General features: G+C 59.3%; 16 protein-coding genes. 15 read left to right on the top strand and 1 reads right to left on the bottom strand.

The genetic code is table 11. The features are described from left to right. Positions 1-5 precede the first annotated feature (5 nt). The 15 genes from AB4Z13_RS15250 to lpxB all read left to right on the top strand — a co-directional run bounded on the left by AB4Z13_RS15250 (position 6) and on the right by lpxB (position 15,066). Positions 6-623 (top strand): 5-bromo-4-chloroindolyl phosphate hydrolysis family protein, encoded by a 618-nt coding sequence (locus tag AB4Z13_RS15250; RefSeq protein ID WP_439014874.1) that lies wholly within the window; start codon positions 6-8, stop codon positions 621-623. After that, positions 623-1,726 carry a hypothetical protein gene (locus tag AB4Z13_RS15245; RefSeq protein ID WP_439014875.1) on the top strand — a complete coding sequence of 368 codons (1,104 nt, stop codon included), beginning with the start codon at positions 623-625 and terminating at the stop codon, positions 1,724-1,726. The genes AB4Z13_RS15250 and AB4Z13_RS15245 overlap by 1 nt, the downstream gene beginning before the upstream one ends. 223 nt (positions 1,727-1,949) lie before the next feature. Continuing rightward, positions 1,950-2,717 (top strand): 30S ribosomal protein S2, encoded by a 768-nt coding sequence (gene rpsB, locus AB4Z13_RS15240; protein ID WP_439014876.1) that lies wholly within the window; start codon positions 1,950-1,952, stop codon positions 2,715-2,717. 239 nt (positions 2,718-2,956) lie between these two features. Next, on the top strand, positions 2,957-3,883 hold the full coding sequence (gene tsf / locus AB4Z13_RS15235; RefSeq protein WP_113322811.1) for a translation elongation factor Ts: 927 nt from the start codon (positions 2,957-2,959) through the stop codon (positions 3,881-3,883). Between the two features lie 95 nt (positions 3,884-3,978). Next, on the top strand, positions 3,979-4,701 hold the full coding sequence (pyrH, locus tag AB4Z13_RS15230) for a UMP kinase (RefSeq protein ID WP_007822401.1): 723 nt from the start codon (positions 3,979-3,981) through the stop codon (positions 4,699-4,701). Positions 4,702-4,752: 51 nt separating this feature from the next. Then, positions 4,753-5,313: a ribosome recycling factor gene (gene frr, locus AB4Z13_RS15225; RefSeq protein WP_113322813.1), complete on the top strand. Its 561-nt coding sequence runs from the start codon at positions 4,753-4,755 to the stop codon at positions 5,311-5,313. Positions 5,314-5,350: 37 nt separating this feature from the next. Then, positions 5,351-6,094, top strand: a complete 744-nt coding sequence (locus AB4Z13_RS15220) for an isoprenyl transferase (RefSeq protein WP_029869054.1) — start codon at positions 5,351-5,353, stop codon at positions 6,092-6,094. Then, positions 6,094-6,924 carry a phosphatidate cytidylyltransferase gene (locus AB4Z13_RS15215; RefSeq protein WP_439014877.1) on the top strand — a complete coding sequence of 277 codons (831 nt, stop codon included), beginning with the start codon at positions 6,094-6,096 and terminating at the stop codon, positions 6,922-6,924. The genes AB4Z13_RS15220 and AB4Z13_RS15215 overlap by 1 nt, the downstream gene beginning before the upstream one ends. Before the next feature lie 29 nt (positions 6,925-6,953). Next, on the top strand, positions 6,954-8,087 hold the full coding sequence (gene rseP, locus AB4Z13_RS15210) for an RIP metalloprotease RseP (protein WP_439014878.1): 1,134 nt from the start codon (positions 6,954-6,956) through the stop codon (positions 8,085-8,087). A gap of 201 nt (positions 8,088-8,288) precedes the next feature. Next, a complete protein-coding gene (bamA, locus tag AB4Z13_RS15205; RefSeq protein ID WP_439017199.1) occupies positions 8,289-10,628 on the top strand; it encodes an outer membrane protein assembly factor BamA in 2,340 nt (779 codons plus the stop codon). 50 nt (positions 10,629-10,678) lie between these two features. Continuing rightward, positions 10,679-11,740, top strand: coding sequence for a UDP-3-O-(3-hydroxymyristoyl)glucosamine N-acyltransferase (gene lpxD, locus AB4Z13_RS15200; protein WP_439014879.1), 1,062 nt, complete (start codon positions 10,679-10,681; stop codon positions 11,738-11,740). Further along, positions 11,733-12,200, top strand: a complete 468-nt coding sequence (gene fabZ / locus AB4Z13_RS15195) for a 3-hydroxyacyl-ACP dehydratase FabZ (protein WP_113322821.1) — start codon at positions 11,733-11,735, stop codon at positions 12,198-12,200. Before lpxD ends, fabZ begins: the two co-directional genes overlap by 8 nt. Continuing rightward, positions 12,197-13,015 carry an acyl-ACP--UDP-N-acetylglucosamine O-acyltransferase gene (lpxA, locus tag AB4Z13_RS15190; protein WP_162748012.1) on the top strand — a complete coding sequence of 273 codons (819 nt, stop codon included), beginning with the start codon at positions 12,197-12,199 and terminating at the stop codon, positions 13,013-13,015. The genes fabZ and lpxA overlap by 4 nt, the downstream gene beginning before the upstream one ends. A gap of 3 nt (positions 13,016-13,018) precedes the next feature. Continuing rightward, entirely contained in the window at positions 13,019-13,900 is an 882-nt protein-coding gene (locus AB4Z13_RS15185) for an LpxI family protein (protein WP_439014880.1), read from the top strand. Beyond that, positions 13,897-15,066: a lipid-A-disaccharide synthase gene (gene lpxB / locus AB4Z13_RS15180; RefSeq protein WP_439014881.1), complete on the top strand. Its 1,170-nt coding sequence runs from the start codon at positions 13,897-13,899 to the stop codon at positions 15,064-15,066. The genes AB4Z13_RS15185 and lpxB overlap by 4 nt, the downstream gene beginning before the upstream one ends. Before the next feature lie 31 nt (positions 15,067-15,097). On the opposite strand, the gene gltA is transcribed toward lpxB, so the two are convergent. Next, complete coding sequence (gene gltA / locus AB4Z13_RS15175; protein ID WP_007822430.1) at positions 15,098-16,387, bottom strand: citrate synthase; 1,290 nt, start codon at positions 16,385-16,387, stop codon at positions 15,098-15,100. Positions 16,388-16,704: the final 317 nt, after the last annotated feature.

Raw genomic sequence — 16,704 nt, 5'->3', positions numbered from 1 at the left:
CCGGCATGGGTAACTGGCTCGGCAATGATGGCAACTGGATCGTGGCGGGAGTGGTGACGGCCATTCTCGTCCCCATTCTGACTTTTGCTGCCGGCATGCCGTTCTGGATTGCCGCTGTCATCGGCCTCCTAGTTTTTGCCGGCCTCGTTTTCCTGCTGGCGCCACGCAGGCTTTTCGAAGGTCTCGATATCAAGGTGATCGGCCGCGGTCGCGTTGCCTTCGCGAGAGAATTGCTGGAAGGGGCTGTGCCCGCCGCACAAAGGCTGGAGACGGCCGCGGACGATATTACCGACAAGCAGACGGCGGCGCGCGTACGCCACCTGGCGGAAATCGCCGCCGATGTCTTCCGCGAGGTGGAGGCGAGGCCGGAAAGTGCCAATTCCGTACGCCGTTTCCTCAGCTACTATCTGCCGCGTGCGGCCGAAGTTGCCGAGGGCTTTGCGGCAATCGAGGCGAAACGCGCGCCTGACGTCAAGCAGTTGGAGGATGTCCGCGCCGTGCTGGTGAAGCTCGAGGATGCCTTCGTTCATTATGCCGACAGCCTTGTCGATGCTGAGCTTGGCACGCTCGATACCGACCTGCGCCTCATCCAGGCATCGCTCAAAGAGGATCTCGGACGCTGATGGCCCTTTCCCGCCGCGCCTTTGGAGTTGGACTGCTCGCCACCGGTATTGCCGGCACGGGCGGCTATTTCGCCGTCCGCGACAGGCCGGAACTGCAGGGCCTGCTGGGTACGCGCACAAAGCTGTTCGGCTTCATCGGCGGCGAAAAGGAGGCTTTCCTTGCCGATCCCGATGTCGTTGACGCTATCAAGGGCTACGGCCTTTCGATCGACAGTCGCGTCGCCGGCTCGGTCGAAATGGTGCGCGAGCGGGCCTTGCTTTCGCAGAACCCGCAATTTCTTTGGCCGTCCTCCTCCATCATGGTGGATATCGCCCGTCAGAGCGGCGTGAAGATCCGCGATGACAGGGTCATGCTGAACACGCCTGTCGTCGTCTACACGTGGCAGCCGGTCGTGGACGGGCTGATCAAATCGGGCCTCGTGACGGTAATCAACGGCCATCACCAGCTCGACCTGAAGGCGCTGCTTGATGCCATCCTTGCCGGGACGGATTGGTCGAAACTTGGCGTCAATGCACTCTACGGCCGGGCGCGCATCGTCTCCACCGATCCGAACCGGTCGAATTCGGGCTTCATGTTCTCGGGCCTCGCGCTCAGCCTCTTCAGCGGCAATGTCGCGACATCAGACGATCTCGCCCAATACGGCGGCAAGGTGCAGTCGATCTTCCGCAATATGGGTTTCAAGTCGCCATCGTCAGGCAAGCTGTTTGACCAGTATCTGGCAGGCGGCCTCGGTGGCGAACCGATGATTGTCGGTTATGAGAATCAACTCGTCGAATGGGCGCTCGCCGATGCCGACCGATGGAGCCGCATCCAGTCGGGGCCGGGCGCCAAGCCCGTCGTCCTCTATCCGCGCCCGACGGTCTATTCGGCCCATCCGCTGATCGTCGTCGACGAAACGGCCGAACGCCTGATCGAGGCGCTGACGAGCGCCCGCCTGCAGGAGCTCGCCTGGACCAAACACGGCTTTCGCGGGCCGCTCGGCATGGCGACCGGTGATACCAAAGGGCCGATTGCCGGCCAGTTGCCGGCCGAGATCGATGCCGTGCTGCCGATCCCGGACGCCGGCGTGATGCTGTCGCTGCTGAACATGCTGGCAAGCTGAGCCGGCAACGCGTATATATTGCAGGCGCGGCTCATTCGTCCGTTCTCGTCAGATTTTTTGGCGCAAGCCTTGCTTTTGCAGGAAATCGAATGTAAGGCCACGCGCATTCCACACGTAAGGCATGGGATCGTCCGGGAGAAATCCGGCTTTTCCGCCCGGTGGCATCTTCGAAGAGGATGCTGTTCGCCTTGCGGAGGTTCAACCGGAAAAGGAGTAACAAGGCATGGCATTGCCTGATTTTTCTATGCGCCAGCTTCTGGAAGCCGGCGTCCACTTCGGTCACCAGACTCACCGCTGGAACCCGAAGATGAAGCCGTACATTTTCGGCGATCGCAACAACATCCACATCATCGACCTGGCCCAGACCGTTCCGCTGCTGTCGCGCGCCCTGCAGGTCGTGTCCGACACCGTTGCTCGTGGCGGCCGCGTTCTCTTCGTCGGCACCAAGCGTCAGGCTTCCGAGCTGATCGCTGACTCGGCCAAGCGTTCTGCCCAGTACTACGTCAACTCGCGTTGGCTCGGCGGCATGATGACGAACTGGAAGACGATCTCCAACTCGATCCAGCGCCTGCGCAAGCTCGACGAAATCCTGTCGTCCGAGCAGTCTGGCTACTCCAAGAAGGAGCGCCTGACCCTCGAGCGCGAGCGCGAAAAGCTCGATAAGGCCCTTGGCGGTATCAAGGACATGGGCGGCACGCCGGACCTGATGTTCATCATCGACACCAACAAGGAAAAGATCGCGATCGACGAAGCCAAGCGCCTCGGCATCCCGGTCGTCGCCATCATCGACTCGAACTGCGATCCGGACCTGATCGACTATCCGATCCCGGGCAACGACGACGCTTCGCGCGCCATCGCTCTCTACTGCGACCTGATCGCCCGCGCTGCCATCGACGGTATTGCCCGTCAGCAGAGCGGATCGGGCCGCGACCTCGGCGCTTCTGCGGAAGCTCCGTTCGAGCCGGCGCTCGATGAGGCGACCGAAGCCTGATAAAAGCAGGCGGAGCAAAGCTCCGTCAAAGCTTGCAAAGATTGGGAAAGGCCGCTCGCGACTCTTTGAAGTTCGGCGGCCTTGCCCTTTTCAGGCGGAAGCTGTGACTGCTTTTGCCTCAATGAATTCTGTTGTGACGCGTCTTCATAACGCTGTCATACATACAGGTACATTTCGTGCCTCAATCCGGTGCCGCGCCGCAAACTGCGGGCACCGCTTGAACCGACAAGAGGAAACTTATGACCGAGATTACGGCTGCACTGGTGAAGGAACTGCGCGAAAAGTCCGGCGCAGGCATGATGGACTGCAAGAAGGCGCTGACCGAGACCAACGGCGACATCGAAGCCGCGATCGACTGGCTGCGCGCCAAGGGCATCTCCAAGGCCGACAAGAAGTCGGGCCGCGCCGCTGCTGAAGGTCTGGTCGCCATCGCCGGCGCCGGTCACAAGGCCGTTGTCATCGAACTCAATTCCGAAACCGACTTCGTTGCCCGTAACGATGCCTTCCAGGATCTCGCACGCGGCATCGCCGAAGTTGCGCTGTCCACGGACGGTACGGTTGAAGCCATTTCGGCTGCGACCTATCCGGCATCCGGCAAGCCGGTCGCCGACACCGTCAAGGAAGCAATCGCGACCATCGGCGAGAACATGACGCTTCGTCGTGCGGCCAAGCTGGAAGTCGAGCACGGCGTTGTCGCGACCTACATCCACAACGCTGCCGGCGACGGCATCGGCAAGCTCGGCGTTCTCGTTGCTCTGAAGTCGGTCGGCGACAAGGCCGTTCTGACGTCGATCGGCCGCCAGGTTGCCATGCATATTGCTGCTACCAACCCGCTGGCGATCCGCGCCGAAGAAGTCGATGCCGCAGTCGCCGAGCGCGAACGCAACGTCTTCATCGAGCAGTCCCGCGAATCCGGCAAGCCGGAAGCCATCATCGAGAAGATGGTCGAAGGCCGCATGCGCAAGTTCTTCGAGGAAGTGGCTCTTCTCTCGCAGTCTTTCGTTATCAACCCGGACCTGACGGTCGGCGCTGCGATCAAAGCAGCCGAAAAGGAAGCCGGCGCCCCGATCGAAGTCGTCGGTATGGCTCGTCTGCTCCTCGGCGAAGGTGTCGAGAAGGAAGAAACTGACTTTGCAGCCGAAGTCGCCGCTGTCGCCAAGGGCTGATCTTGCTGCCGTATTTGGGAAAACCGAAGGGCATCGCGTGACAACGCGGTGCCCTTCGTGTATCGGGCAATTGCGGCAATATACGAGGAGCCAACATGACGTCGGAACCAATCTATAAACGTGTTCTACTCAAGGCTTCCGGGGAAGCCATGATGGGAAGCCAAGGCTTCGGGATCGACGTTGCGGTGGCGGACCGCATCGCGTCCGACATTGCCGATGCACGGCAGATGGGCGTCGAGGTCGGCGTCGTCATTGGCGGCGGTAACATTTTCCGCGGCGTGGCGGTTGCGTCCAAGGGCGGCGACCGCGTCACCGGCGACCACATGGGTATGCTCGGCACCGTCATCAATGCGCTCGCACTCGCGACCTCGCTGCGCAAGCTCAACATTGACACGGTGGTTCTGTCGGCCATTTCCATGCCGGAAATCTGCGAAAGTTTCTCTCAGCGCGCCACGCTGTATCACCTGTCGCTCGGCAGGGTGGTGATCTTTGCCGGCGGAACCGGCAATCCCTTCTTCACCACCGATTCTGCTGCAGCGCTGCGCGCTGCCGAAATGGGTGCCCAGGCGATCTTCAAGGGTACACAGGTAGACGGCATCTATACCGCCGATCCGAAGAAAGATCCGGAGGCGACGCGTTTCGACCATCTGACCCACAAGGAGGTTCTCGACCGGGGCCTCGCCGTTATGGACGTCGCCGCTGTTGCGCTCGCACGCGAGAATTCCATTCCGATCGTTGTTTTCTCGATCCACGAGAAGGGACGTTTCGCTGAAATCTTGACGGGTGGTGGTCTCAAGACCATCGTATCCGACAACTGATAGGGAGCTGCGCGGTTGCCGGCGCAAATCTTCTGATACGGGAGCATAGACATGAGTGAAGGTATCGATATCAAGGAACTGAAGCGCCGCATGGATGGTGCCATTTCCGCGTTCAAGAGCGACATTGCATCGCTGCGTACGGGCCGCGCTTCGGCCAACATTCTCGACCCGGTGACGGTTGAAGCCTATGGTTCGCGCATGCCGCTGAACCAGGTCGCCAACATCACTGTTCCGGAGCCGCGCATGTTGACGGTATCCGTCTGGGACAAGAGCATGGTCGGCGCCGTGGATCGTTCGATTCGCGAATCGAATCTCGGCCTGAACCCGATCGTCGACGGCCAGAACCTTCGCATTCCGCTGCCGGAACTCAACGAAGAGCGCCGCAAGTCTCTCGTCAAGGTCGCTCATGACTATGCCGAAAAGAGCAAGGTTGCGATTCGCCATGTTCGCCGAGACGGCATGGACGGCCTTAAGAAAGCCGAAAAGGATGGCGTAATCGGCCAGGACGAAAGTCGGGCACAGTCGGAACGCGTTCAGAAAATGACGGACGAGACGATTTTGGAAATCGACCGCTTGCTTGGCGAGAAAGAAAAGGAAATCATGCAGGTCTAGTATACTTGCGTCCTTGCCAAGAAAGACCGGACGGAAAATGTCGGAAACCTCATTTTTGACTGCGCCAGAACATGTTGCCATCATCATGGATGGCAACGGTCGTTGGGCAAAGCAGCGCGGCCTGCCGCGGACGATGGGACACCGCAGGGCGGTCGAGACCGTTCGCCAGACCGTGCGCACTGCCGGCGATCTTGGCATCAAATACCTGACGCTCTTTGCCTTCTCCTCGGAGAACTGGCGTCGCCCGGAGGCTGAGGTCACTGACCTTCTCGGCCTGCTGAAGGCCTTCATCCGCAGTGACCTGGCCGAGCTTCATCGGCAGAATGTGCGCATCAGGGTGATCGGCGACCGCGTCAACTTGCGCAGCGATATCCTCAAGCTTCTGCTGGAAGCCGAGGAGACGACCAAGGCCAATACGGCGCTGACACTCGTCATCGCCTTCAACTATGGTTCTCGCGATGAGATCGCCCGCGCCATGATGAGCCTCGCCAAGGATGTGGAGGAGGGGCGCCTCAGATCGCAGGATATCACCCCTGCGCTGATCGACGCCCGGCTCGATACAGCCGGCATCCCCGACCCTGATCTCATCATCCGCACCAGCGGTGAAGAGCGGCTGTCCAATTTCCTGTTGTGGCAGGCCGCCTATTCGGAATTTGTCTTCCTGCCGGAATACTGGCCGGATTTCAGCCGCGAGCTTTTCCTGTCGGCACTCGAGAAGTTTGCCTCGCGCGATCGCCGCTTCGGCGGTCTTTCCGCGCAGGCTGCTGCAGTGAACACCTGATGAAGCAGGAACTGAAGCTCCGCATTGTTTCAGGCCTGATTCTCGCAATCATCGTTCTTGCCGCCACGTGGTATGGCGGCTTTATCTTCCGCGCCGTGGCGGCGGCGATCGCGCTTCTGATCTATTACGAATGGTCGACGATCACAGGGATCGTGCGCGACCCGGTGACCAACGTGCTCGGCTGGGTGGGCGAGGTGCTGGTTGCCCTGCTCGTTCTGGCGGGTGCGTTCGAATATGCGTTCGGAATGCTGATTGCCCTGACTGCGGTCGGCATTGCCATGATCTTCCTGCATCGTGCCAGCCGCTGGTTCGCTCCGGGGCTTTTATATGCCGGCGGCACCGGATTGGCGCTTGCGGCGATCCGCGGCGATGAAACGCTTGGCCTCTACGCGATGCTCTTCATCTTCGCCGTGGTCTGGGCGACCGATATTCTCGCCTATTTCGTTGGGCGCGCGCTTGGCGGTCCAAAGCTTGCTCCGCGCATATCGCCCGGCAAGACCTGGTCGGGCGCAGTCGGTGGCGCCATTTCAGCCGTCATCGCCGGAGCCGTCATTGTCCATTTTTTGATTCCGGAAGCCCTGGATCGTGCCGCGGTGATCGCGCTCGTCCTGTCCGTCTTCAGCCAGTCAGGCGATCTTTTCGAAAGCTTCATCAAGCGAAAATTCGGCGTGAAGGACTCCAGCCGTCTCATTCCGGGGCATGGCGGCGTCATGGATCGTGTCGATGGACTGATTTTTGCCTGTTTTTCAGCGTTCTTGCTTGCTGGCCTTTTTTCGCTGATAAAGGGCGGCGGAACGCCGTCGCTCGGTGCGGCATTGTTCGGCCTTTGATCATTACGGCCAGATAGAAGAAGGAAGTCATGGAAGCGGTGACCGGCATATTCGGTTTTTTGACGGGCTATATCGTCCCCTTCGTCATCGTCCTGTCGCTGCTCGTCTTCGTGCATGAGATGGGCCACTATCTCGTCGGGCGCTGGAGCGGCATCCGTATCCTCGCCTTCTCCGTCGGCTTTGGCCCGGAGATTGTCGGTTTCACCGATCGCCACGGAACGCGCTGGAAGATATCGGCGATCCCGCTCGGCGGCTATGTTCGCTTCTTCGGCGATGAGGATGCGTCCAGCAAGCCGGATACGGACAGGCTCGCCGCGATGACGGATGAGGAGCGCGAACGTTCCTTCGCCGGTGCAAAGCTTTGGAAGCGCGCCGCAACCGTTGCAGCCGGCCCGATCGCCAATTTCATCCTTGCTATTGCCATCTTCACGGTCCTTTTCGCGGTCTACGGCCGTACAGTGTCCGATCCCGTCGTCGCCGAAGTGAAGGCGGATAGCGCTGCTGCGGCAGCCGGCGTCCTGCCGGGCGACCTGCTCGTCTCAATCGATGGCACCAAGGTTCAGACCTTCGACGACGTGCGGCGTTATGTCAGCATCCGTCCGAACCAGAACATCGTCGTGACCATCGAGCGCAACGGCGAGAAGATGGACCTGCCGATGGTGCCGCAGCGCACCGATATCACCGACCAGTTCGGCAACAAGATCGAGGTTGGCCTGATCGGGATCGTCACGAACGAAGAGGTTGGCCACTTCCGTCTGCAGACCTATACGCCGCTTCAGGCGCTGAATGAAGGTGTGACGCAGACGTGGCACATCGTGACCGGCACCTTCAAATATATCGGCAATTTGCTCAATGGATCGATGAAAGCCGACCAATTGGGTGGGCCGATCCGCGTGGCGCAAGCTTCGGGCCAGATGGCTACGCTTGGAATAGGCGCGTTGCTGCAGCTTGCTGCGGTTTTGTCAGTTTCGATTGGATTGCTGAATTTGATGCCGGTTCCGGTACTTGATGGCGGCCACCTGATGTTCTATGCGGTGGAAGCGGTTAGGGGAAGGCCGCTGGGTTCTTCGGCTCAGGAAATTGCGTTTCGCATTGGCTTGGCCATGGTGCTTACATTAATGGTTTTTGCCACCTGGAATGACATTAGCGCGCTCATCGGCTAGCGCGTAAAAAGATAGGGAAAATTACTGTTTATTTACGATGTTTCAAAGCTGTAGTGGCGAATGGGTCACGCTTCGAAATGAAGTAAACAGAAATTAACGAGCTCCCTTGCTTGTATGTCAAAAGCGGGTAAAACGACACACGTGGCCGGAATCGGGGGGTCCCCTGGGGCCGGAGACGAGGGAAAAAAGGTAATGGGTGAAATGAAGGCTGGTTCAAGGTTTTTGAACGCAGTATCGGCGATTGCGCTGTCTGCTAGTGTTGTTGCTTCTGGCGCAGGTGCTTTGACTTTCGTTTCGGCTACGGCTGCGGAAGCTGCCGTCATTCAGCGGATCGATGTACACGGTGCAAGCCGCGTCGGTGCTGAGGCCGTCCGGTCGAACATCACCATTACTCCCGGCAAGAGCTTCTCCAACACCGATATCGACGACTCCGTAAAGCAGCTTTACGGCACCGGTTACTTCTCCGACGTCAAGATTTCGGTTTCCGGCAGCACCCTCGTCGTCAATGTTCAGGAAGCGCAGCTCGTCAACCAGGTCGTCTTCAACGGCAACCGCAAGGTCAAGGACGACAAGCTGGCAGCTGTCGTCAAGACGCATGCCGCTGGTCCTTATAGCGATGCGCAGATCCAGTCCGATATCGCGGCGATCAAGGAAGCCTATGCCGCTACCGGCCGCAGCGAAGTCGAAGTGACCACGCAGGTTGTTCCGCTCGGCGAAGGCCGTGTCAACCTCGCTTTCGTCATCAATGAAGGCGACCGCACCAAGATCGACGCCATCAATTTCGTTGGCAACCAGGCCTACAGTGCCGGACGTCTCGCCGCAGTCATCCAGACCAAGCGTTCGAACTTTCTCTCGTTCCTGACCCGCAAGGACGTCTACAACGAAGACAAGCTGCACGCTGATGAAGACGCGCTGCGCCAGTTCTATTACAATCGCGGTTATGCCGACATGCGCATCGTTTCTTCCGATGCCGCTTTCGACGAAGCGACGAACAAGTACACGCTGACCTTCAACATCGAAGAAGGCCCGCGTTATGATTTCGGCGCGGTCAGCGTTCAGTCGACCGTTGAAGGTGTTGATGCCCAGCAGCTACAGGGGCTGGTCAGGACCCGCGAAGGCCAGGTCTACAACGCCAAGGAAGTCCAGAAGTCCATCGAGGCGATTTCGGATCAGGTTGCTTCGGCCGGTTATCCCTTCGCGCGCGTCACGCCGCGCGGCAACCGCGACCTGAACAACAATACGATCGGCGTCGAATACCTCGTCGACCAGGGCGAGCGCGCCTATGTCGAGCGTATCGAAATCCGCGGCAACAGCCGCACGCGCGATTACGTTATTCGCCGCGAGTTCGATCTCAGCGAAGGCGACGCCTTCAATCAACAGATGATCACCCGCGCGAAGCGCCGTCTTGAGGCGCTCGGCTACTTCTCCTCAGTCAACATTTCGACCCAGCCGGGCAGTTCGCCTGATCGCGTCGTCATCGTTGTCGATGTGCAGGATCAGTCGACCGGTTCGTTCGGTATCGGTGCCGGTTATGCGGCCGGCGGTGACGGCCTGTTGCTCGAAGCTTCGATCGAAGAAAAGAACTTCCTCGGCCGCGGCCAGTATATCCGCATTTCGGCTGGTGGTGGTCAGGAAGGCTCGCGCGCTTACGGTCTTAACTTCACCGAGCCCTACTTCCTCGGCTATCGCCTTGCCGCCGGTTTTGACGTCAATCACAGCGAGACGTCGAGCAACGACAACTACGATTACGAGGAAACCAGCGGTGTTCTGCGCGTAACGGCGCCGATCACTGAAGATCTGGCAACGACGTTCCGCTATAATTACAAACAGATGAAGTACGATTCCAGCGGAAGCAGTCTGGCCGATTTGTCTGCTACCTATCAAAACCTGGTCAACGAGAGCCCGTGGACGCGGTCCTCCATATCGCAGACGCTGACCTACAATACGCTCGACGATACCGTCTTGCCGCGTGAAGGTATCTACGCTACTGCGACGCAGGAAATCGCCGGCCTCGGCGGCGACTCCCAGTATTACAAGATCTACGGTAAGGCCCGTTACTACCATCTGCTCGCTGACGATGCCGATATCATCGGTTCGCTCTCGGCTTCAGCTGGTTATGTTGTCGGCTTCGGTGATCACCTGAACGTCTTCGACCAGTTCACGCTGACCAATTCCGATATTCGCGGCTTCGAGAACAAGGGTATCGGCCCGCGCATCACCAACCCGGACGATCCGCTCGGTGGTACGACTTACTTTACCGCTTCTGCCGAAGCGACATTCCCGATGCCGGGCTTCCCGCGTGACTTCAACCTGCGCGGCGCGGTCTTCGCAGATGCCGGCACGCTGTTCGGCAACGATGTCGAGCTTCTCGGTTCGGATACTGCAGAAGGTGACGGTTCCTCGCTGCGTGCTTCGGTGGGTGTCGGTCTGATCTGGCAGTCGCCCTTCGGTGCGCTCCGCGTCGACTACGCGATCCCGGTCGTGAAGGAAGACTTCGACAAGACTCAGCGCTTCAAGTTTGGCATTAACAACCAATTCTGATATCGGCAGTCCGGAACTGTAAATTTCAATTCCGTTCTGGAGTTTTGCCGATGGAGCAAAATACTTTTTTTCTGCCCCATGAAGGCGTGAGACTTGCTGAGTTAGCGCAATTTCTTGGGGCAGAGCTTGGCAATTCCGATCATGGCGATGTCATTATCCGCTCTGTCTCTCCTATAGCCAGGGCGCAGGCGGGAGATATCTGTTATATCCTCTCCCGCCGTAACCGTGACGAGTTCCTGACCTGCGAGGCTTCAGCCGTGATTTGCGACAAGGCACTGGCTCAGCTGGTGCCGCCGCATATTCCTGTGGTGATTTCCTCCAATCCGCATGCTGCCTTCGCGATGGCCGGTGGATTTCTCTATCCCGCAGCGCTCAAGCCGGTGACGTTTTCATCCGGTGAGACGGAGATCGCGCCGAGCGCTATCATTGATCCGACCGCCCGGCTTGAGAAGGGCGTGATTGTCGAGCCGATGGCGATTATCGGCCCTGGCGCGGAGATCGGCGAAGGCACGCGCATCGGCGCTCAGACGATCATCGGTCCCAATGTCAAAATCGGCCGCAATTGCTCCATCGCAACTGGTGTGAGCATTCTGTGTGCACTCCTCGGCAATGGCGTCATCATTCATAACGGCGCTCGTATCGGTCAGGATGGCTTCGGTTACGCGCCCGGTCCGCGCGGGATGATCAAGATCGTGCAGATCGGCCGGGTGATCATTCAGGACAACGTGGAGATCGGCGCCAACACCACGATCGATCGCGGTGCCATGGACGACACTGTCATCGGCGAGGGAACCAAGATCGACAATCAGGTGCAGATCGGCCACAACGTCCGTATCGGTCGCCATTGCGCCGTCGTTTCGCAGGTCGGCATGGCCGGCAGCACCATCATCGGCGATGGCGTGCAGATCGGTGGGCAGGTTGGCCTCAAGGGACATATCACCATTGGCGATGGCGCGCAGATCGCTGCAAAAAGTGGTGTCATGACCGATCTTGCCGCGGGCGGCCGCTATGGCGGAATACCTGCACGTCCTCTAAATGACTATCTGAAATATGTTGCACAGCTCATGACAAAATCAGGGGCTCGCGGAAAAAAGGGAGGCAAGAATGACTGAAGCAACAGCCGCCACGCTTTCTTCGGCAGACATCATGGAAATCATGAAGCTGCTGCCGCACCGCTATCCGTTCTTGATGGTCGACAAGATCGTCAATATCGATGGCGACAATGCCGCCGTGGGCATCAAGAATGTAACGGTCAACGAGCCGCATTTTACCGGCCACTTCCCGGAAGCACCGATCATGCCGGGTGTATTGCTCGTCGAAGGCATGGCACAGACGGCAGGCGCGATCTGCGCCAAGAAGGAAGGCCAGACCGGCAACCTCGTCTACTTCATGACGATCGACAATGCCCGCTTCCGCAAGCCGGTCGTGCCGGGCGACCGCGTTGAATATCACGTGCAGAAAATCAAGCAGCGCGGCAATATCTGGAAATTCCATTGCGACGCAAAGGTCGACGGTGCACTCGTCGCCGAGGCCGATATCGGCGCGATGATCGTACGTAAGGACAACGCATGAGTATGATCGCCGAAAGCGCCAGAATCCATCCGATGGCCGTGGTCGAGGATGGCGCCACGATCGGCGAAGGCGTGGTGGTCGGCCCATTTTGCCATGTTGGCCCCAAGGTCACGCTTCACGATAATGTCGAACTGATCAGCCATGTGGTTGTTCTCGGCATGACGACCGTCGGCGCCGGTACGCGTATATTTCCTTCGGCAGTCATCGGTGGCGACTCTCAAAGCGCCCGTCACAGCGCCGTCGATACGTCGCTGATCATCGGCCGCAACTGCACGATTCGCGAGGGCGTTACGATGAACACCGGCACCGTCGAACATGGCGGTTCGACGGTGATTGGCGACAACAGCCTTTTCCTGGCCTACTCGCATGTCGCCCATGATTGCCGGGTCGGCAACCATGTCATCATGTCGAACAATGTCATGCTGGCTGGCCATGTTTTCGTTGGCGATCACGCGATCATCAGCGGCGGCGCCGCAGTGCACCAGTTCACCCGGGTCGGCAAATATGCCTTTGTCGGCGGCCTCTCGGCCGTCAGCTACGATGTGATTCCCTATGGTATGCTGAACGGCAATCCCGGCATTCTGAGCGGTCTCAACGTCGTCGGCATGACGCGCGCCGGCGTTGATCGTGCTGTCATTCACACCGTTCGACGTGCCTACAAGTCGATCTTCGAGGGTGCCGGTTCGATCCGCGAGAATGCCGCCCAAATTCGCGACGAATATGCCGATTGCGAGCAGGTGATCGAGATCCTCGATTTCATCGCGGCCGAAAGCGATCGCGCGCTGTCTTCGCCGAGCCGGGGACAGAAGGGCTGATCTGTGGCTTCCGACGGCGACACCGCTGAAGGCCGGCTGGCGATCATTGCTGGTGGCGGCCTTCTGCCGTCCTATGTCGCCGAAGCTGCACGTTCGGCCGGCGAAAATCCAGTTATCGTTATACTGAAGGATGAGGGCGACCGTCGTTGGGACGGTTTCGACCACGCCACGATCGGTATCGGTGATTTCGCTTCGCTCGATCGGCTTTTCAAGCGGTATGGAGTGAGCCGTGTCGTCATGTCGGGCAGCGTCCGTCGGCGACCGGAATGGCGCGAGGTGCGGCCGACGCTGCGTATTCTGACCAAGGTACCCGCCGCCATCCGTACGCTGCTTTCCGGGGGCGACGACACCGTTCTGAAGATGGTCATCAAGCTGATAGAAGGGCGAGGTCTGCGTGTTGTCGGCGCCCATGAGATTGCACCGGATCTGCTGGCAACCGCAGGTCCGCTGGGCGCTGTTTCGCCCAATGAAGAGGATCGTCGTGACATAGAGCGCGCAGGCAAGGCGGCGGATGTGCTTGGCAGTCTGGATATCGGGCAGGGCGCTGTATCGATCGGCGGACGCGTCGTCGCTGTTGAGGGCGTTGAGGGCACGGACGGCATGCTTGACCGCGTGGCGAACCTCAGAGCAGCAGGCCGCATATCGCCGCGCCGGCGCGGTGTGCTGGTCAAGCTCAGTAAGCCGCAGCAGGATATTCGCGCCGACCTGCCGGCGATTGGTGTGTCCACCGTGCTCAACGCCAAAGCCGCCGGGCTTGCAGGAGTGGCCATCGAAGCCGGCCGGGCGCTGGTGCTTGATCGCGACGCACTCATTAAAGTGGCAGACGAAAACGGTCTTTTTGTCTGCGGTATCGACAAGGGCTTGCCGGGATGGGGGCTTCAATGAGCGACAGACCGCTGAAGATTGCCGTCATAGCCGGCGAAGTCTCTGGCGATCTCTTAGGTGCCGATCTCATTGCCGCGCTAAAGAGGATCCATTCCGGGCCGATCGAACTCGTCGGCGTCGGCGGTGAGGGGTTGCAGAGCCAGGGATTGAAATCGCTCTTCGATTTCTCCGAGCTTTCCATCATGGGCATCACCCAGGTGCTGGCGAAGCTGCCGAAGCTCTGGTCTCTCATCCGGCAGACGGTAGCGGCGATCATCGCGGCGAAACCCGATATCCTGCTCATCATCGACAGCCCGGACTTCACCCATCGCGTCGCCAAGCGCGTGCGCAAGGCGCTGCCGGACCTCCCAGTCGTCAACTATGTCTGTCCCAGTGTCTGGGCCTGGAAGGAATATCGCGCCCAGCGCATGCTCGCCTATGTTGACCATGTGCTGGCCGTACTTCCTTTCGAGCCGGCGGTGATGCAGCGTCTCAACGGGCCGGCGACAACCTATGTGGGTCACCGTCTGGTTGCGGACGCAGCGCTCCTGGAGACCCGGCGCCTGCGCGCTGGCCGGCAGCCCGGCAACGGTGCGATCCTGCTTCTTCCCGGCTCGCGCTCCTCCGAGATCAAGAAGCTTCTGCCTTATTTCGAAGCCGCCGCCAATGAGTTCGTCGCCCGCAATGGACCGATACGCTTCATGCTGCCGACTGTGCCGCACAAGGAAGCGTTTGTGCGCGAAATGACGGCGGGATGGAAGATAAAGCCGGAAATCGTTGTGGGTGCCAAAGCGAAATGGAAGGCCTTCGCCGAAGCCGATGCGGCCATGGCAGCGTCCGGCACGGTGATCCTGGAACTGGCGCTGGCTGATGTACCCGTCGTTTCCGCTTACAAGGTCGACTGGATCATGCGCATGCTGACGTCAGACATCAAGACCTGGAGCGGCGCACTGCCCAATCTGATCGCCGACTACGCGGTCGTGCCGGAATATCTGAACGATATCGTTCGCGGCGCAAGCCTCGCGCGCTGGATGGAGAGGCTGTCAGCCGACACCTACCAGCTCAAGGCGATGAAGGAAGGCTACGAGCTCATCTGGCAGCGCATGCAGACAGAAAAGCCGCCTGGAGAGCATGCAGCACAGATATTGCTCGATGTTCTAACCAACAAAAAACCCGGCCATTCCTGACCGGGTTTTCTTTTTGCTTCGAAGTCAGCGCTCAGCGCTTGGAAACCGGTACGTAGTCGCGCTTAGGTTCGCCGATATAGAGCTGGCGCGGACGGCCGATGCGCTGTTCCGGATCCTCGATCATTTCGTTCCACTGTGCGATCCAGCCGACGGTACGAGCCAGAGCGAAGAGCACGGTGAACATGGTCGTGGGGAAGCCCAGGGCCTTCAGCGTGATGCCGGAGTAGAAGTCGATGTTCGGGTAGAGCTTCTTCTCTATGAAGTATGAGTCGGTCAGAGCGATGCGCTCCAGCTCCATCGCGACTTCGAGAAGCGGATCGTCCTTGATGCCGAGTTCGCCGAGAACTTCATGCGTGGTCTTCTGCATGATCTTGGCGCGCGGATCGTAGTTCTTGTAGACGCGGTGACCAAAGCCCATCAGGCGGAACGGATCGTTCTTGTCTTTGGCGCGGGCGATATATTCCGGAATGCGATCGACAGTGCCGATTTCCGTCAGCATGTTGAGGGCTGCTTCGTTGGCGCCGCCGTGAGCGGGCCCCCAGAGGCAGGCGATGCCGGCGGCGATGCAGGCGAACGGGTTCGCACCCGAGGAGCCTGCGAGACGGACCGTCGAGGTCGAGGCATTCTGCTCGTGATCGGCATGGAGGATGAAGATACGGTCCATGGCGCGTGCGAGCACCGGATTGACGACATATTCCTCGCAGGGAACGGCAAAGCACATGCGCAGGAAGTTGGACGCGTAATCCAGATCATTCTTCGGGTAAACGAAGGGCTGGCCGATATGGTACTTATAGGCCATCGCTGCGAGCGTCGGCATCTTGGCGATCATGCGCAGGCTGGCGACCATGCGCTGGTGCGGATCGGTGATATCGGTGGAGTCGTGATAGAAGGCCGAAAGCGCGCCGACGCAGCCGCACATGACGGCCATCGGATGGGCGTCGCGACGGAAGCCGGTGAAGAAGCGGCTCATCTGTTCATGCACCATGGTGTGGTGCGTGACGCGATAGTCGAAGTCCTTCTTCTGGGCGGCGGTCGGCAATTCGCCGTAGAGCAGCAGGTAGCAGGCTTCCAGGAAGTCGCCATGCTCGGCAAGCTGCTCGATCGGGTAGCCGCGATGCAGCAGAACGCCTTCGTCGCCGTCGATATAGGTGATCTTCGATTCACAGGATGCAGTCGACGTAAACCCGGGATCGTAGGTGAAGGAAGCCGTGTTCTTGTAGAGGGCACCGATGTCGATGACGTCGGGTCCAACCGTGCCTTTTCGCACGGCGAGATCGACTGATTTGTCACCGATTTTGATTGTAGCGCTTTGATCCGTCATGCTGATCCTCCGGGGTGGCGGTGGCGCCGCAAAAGCGCCATAAGGGTTAAGCGTCCTAAGCGATAGCTATATGATCGCGAAGCTAATGCCAAGTTACCGTGATGCCATTTTGTGCATCGCGGCATCATCTTTTAGGCAGTGCAGCGATGAGCTAAATGCATATCAGAACACCATGATTTGACTGGATTTTTTGCTCCCGCGAATTTTCCTCTTATTTCAATCGATTATTGTTTGCTCGTTTTGATTTCAGGTTGCATTCTGCCGGTATCCGGGGGCGGGTCCAGGCGATCATGGCGGGGATAGAGACAAGAGAACGA

Origin of the sequence: Rhizobium sp. YAF28 (assembly GCF_052113285.1) — a bacterium.
Taxonomy (GTDB): domain Bacteria; phylum Pseudomonadota; class Alphaproteobacteria; order Rhizobiales; family Rhizobiaceae; genus Rhizobium.
Note: the sequence above shows the minus strand (reverse complement) of the source record. Positions and strands in the feature narration are given on the sequence as shown.

Bases quoted from the DNA above. Each gene is read 5' to 3' on its own strand.
- AB4Z13_RS15250 (WP_439014874.1), top strand. From the start codon at position 6: ATGGGTAACTGGCTCGGCAATGATGGCAACTGGATCGTGGCGGGAGTG.
- AB4Z13_RS15245 (WP_439014875.1), top strand. From the start codon at position 623: ATGGCCCTTTCCCGCCGCGCCTTTGGAGTTGGACTGCTCGCCACCGGT.
- rpsB (WP_439014876.1), top strand. From the start codon at position 1,950: ATGGCATTGCCTGATTTTTCTATGCGCCAGCTTCTGGAAGCCGGCGTC.
- tsf (WP_113322811.1), top strand. From the start codon at position 2,957: ATGACCGAGATTACGGCTGCACTGGTGAAGGAACTGCGCGAAAAGTCC.
- pyrH (WP_007822401.1), top strand. From the start codon at position 3,979: ATGACGTCGGAACCAATCTATAAACGTGTTCTACTCAAGGCTTCCGGG.
- frr (WP_113322813.1), top strand. From the start codon at position 4,753: ATGAGTGAAGGTATCGATATCAAGGAACTGAAGCGCCGCATGGATGGT.
- AB4Z13_RS15220 (WP_029869054.1), top strand. From the start codon at position 5,351: ATGTCGGAAACCTCATTTTTGACTGCGCCAGAACATGTTGCCATCATC.
- AB4Z13_RS15215 (WP_439014877.1), top strand. From the start codon at position 6,094: ATGAAGCAGGAACTGAAGCTCCGCATTGTTTCAGGCCTGATTCTCGCA.
- rseP (WP_439014878.1), top strand. From the start codon at position 6,954: ATGGAAGCGGTGACCGGCATATTCGGTTTTTTGACGGGCTATATCGTC.
- bamA (WP_439017199.1), top strand. From the start codon at position 8,289: ATGAAGGCTGGTTCAAGGTTTTTGAACGCAGTATCGGCGATTGCGCTG.
- lpxD (WP_439014879.1), top strand. From the start codon at position 10,679: ATGGAGCAAAATACTTTTTTTCTGCCCCATGAAGGCGTGAGACTTGCT.
- fabZ (WP_113322821.1), top strand. From the start codon at position 11,733: ATGACTGAAGCAACAGCCGCCACGCTTTCTTCGGCAGACATCATGGAA.
- lpxA (WP_162748012.1), top strand. From the start codon at position 12,197: ATGAGTATGATCGCCGAAAGCGCCAGAATCCATCCGATGGCCGTGGTC.
- lpxB (WP_439014881.1), top strand. From the start codon at position 13,897: ATGAGCGACAGACCGCTGAAGATTGCCGTCATAGCCGGCGAAGTCTCT.
- gltA (WP_007822430.1), bottom strand. From the start codon at position 16,387: ATGACGGATCAAAGCGCTACAATCAAAATCGGTGACAAATCAGTCGAT.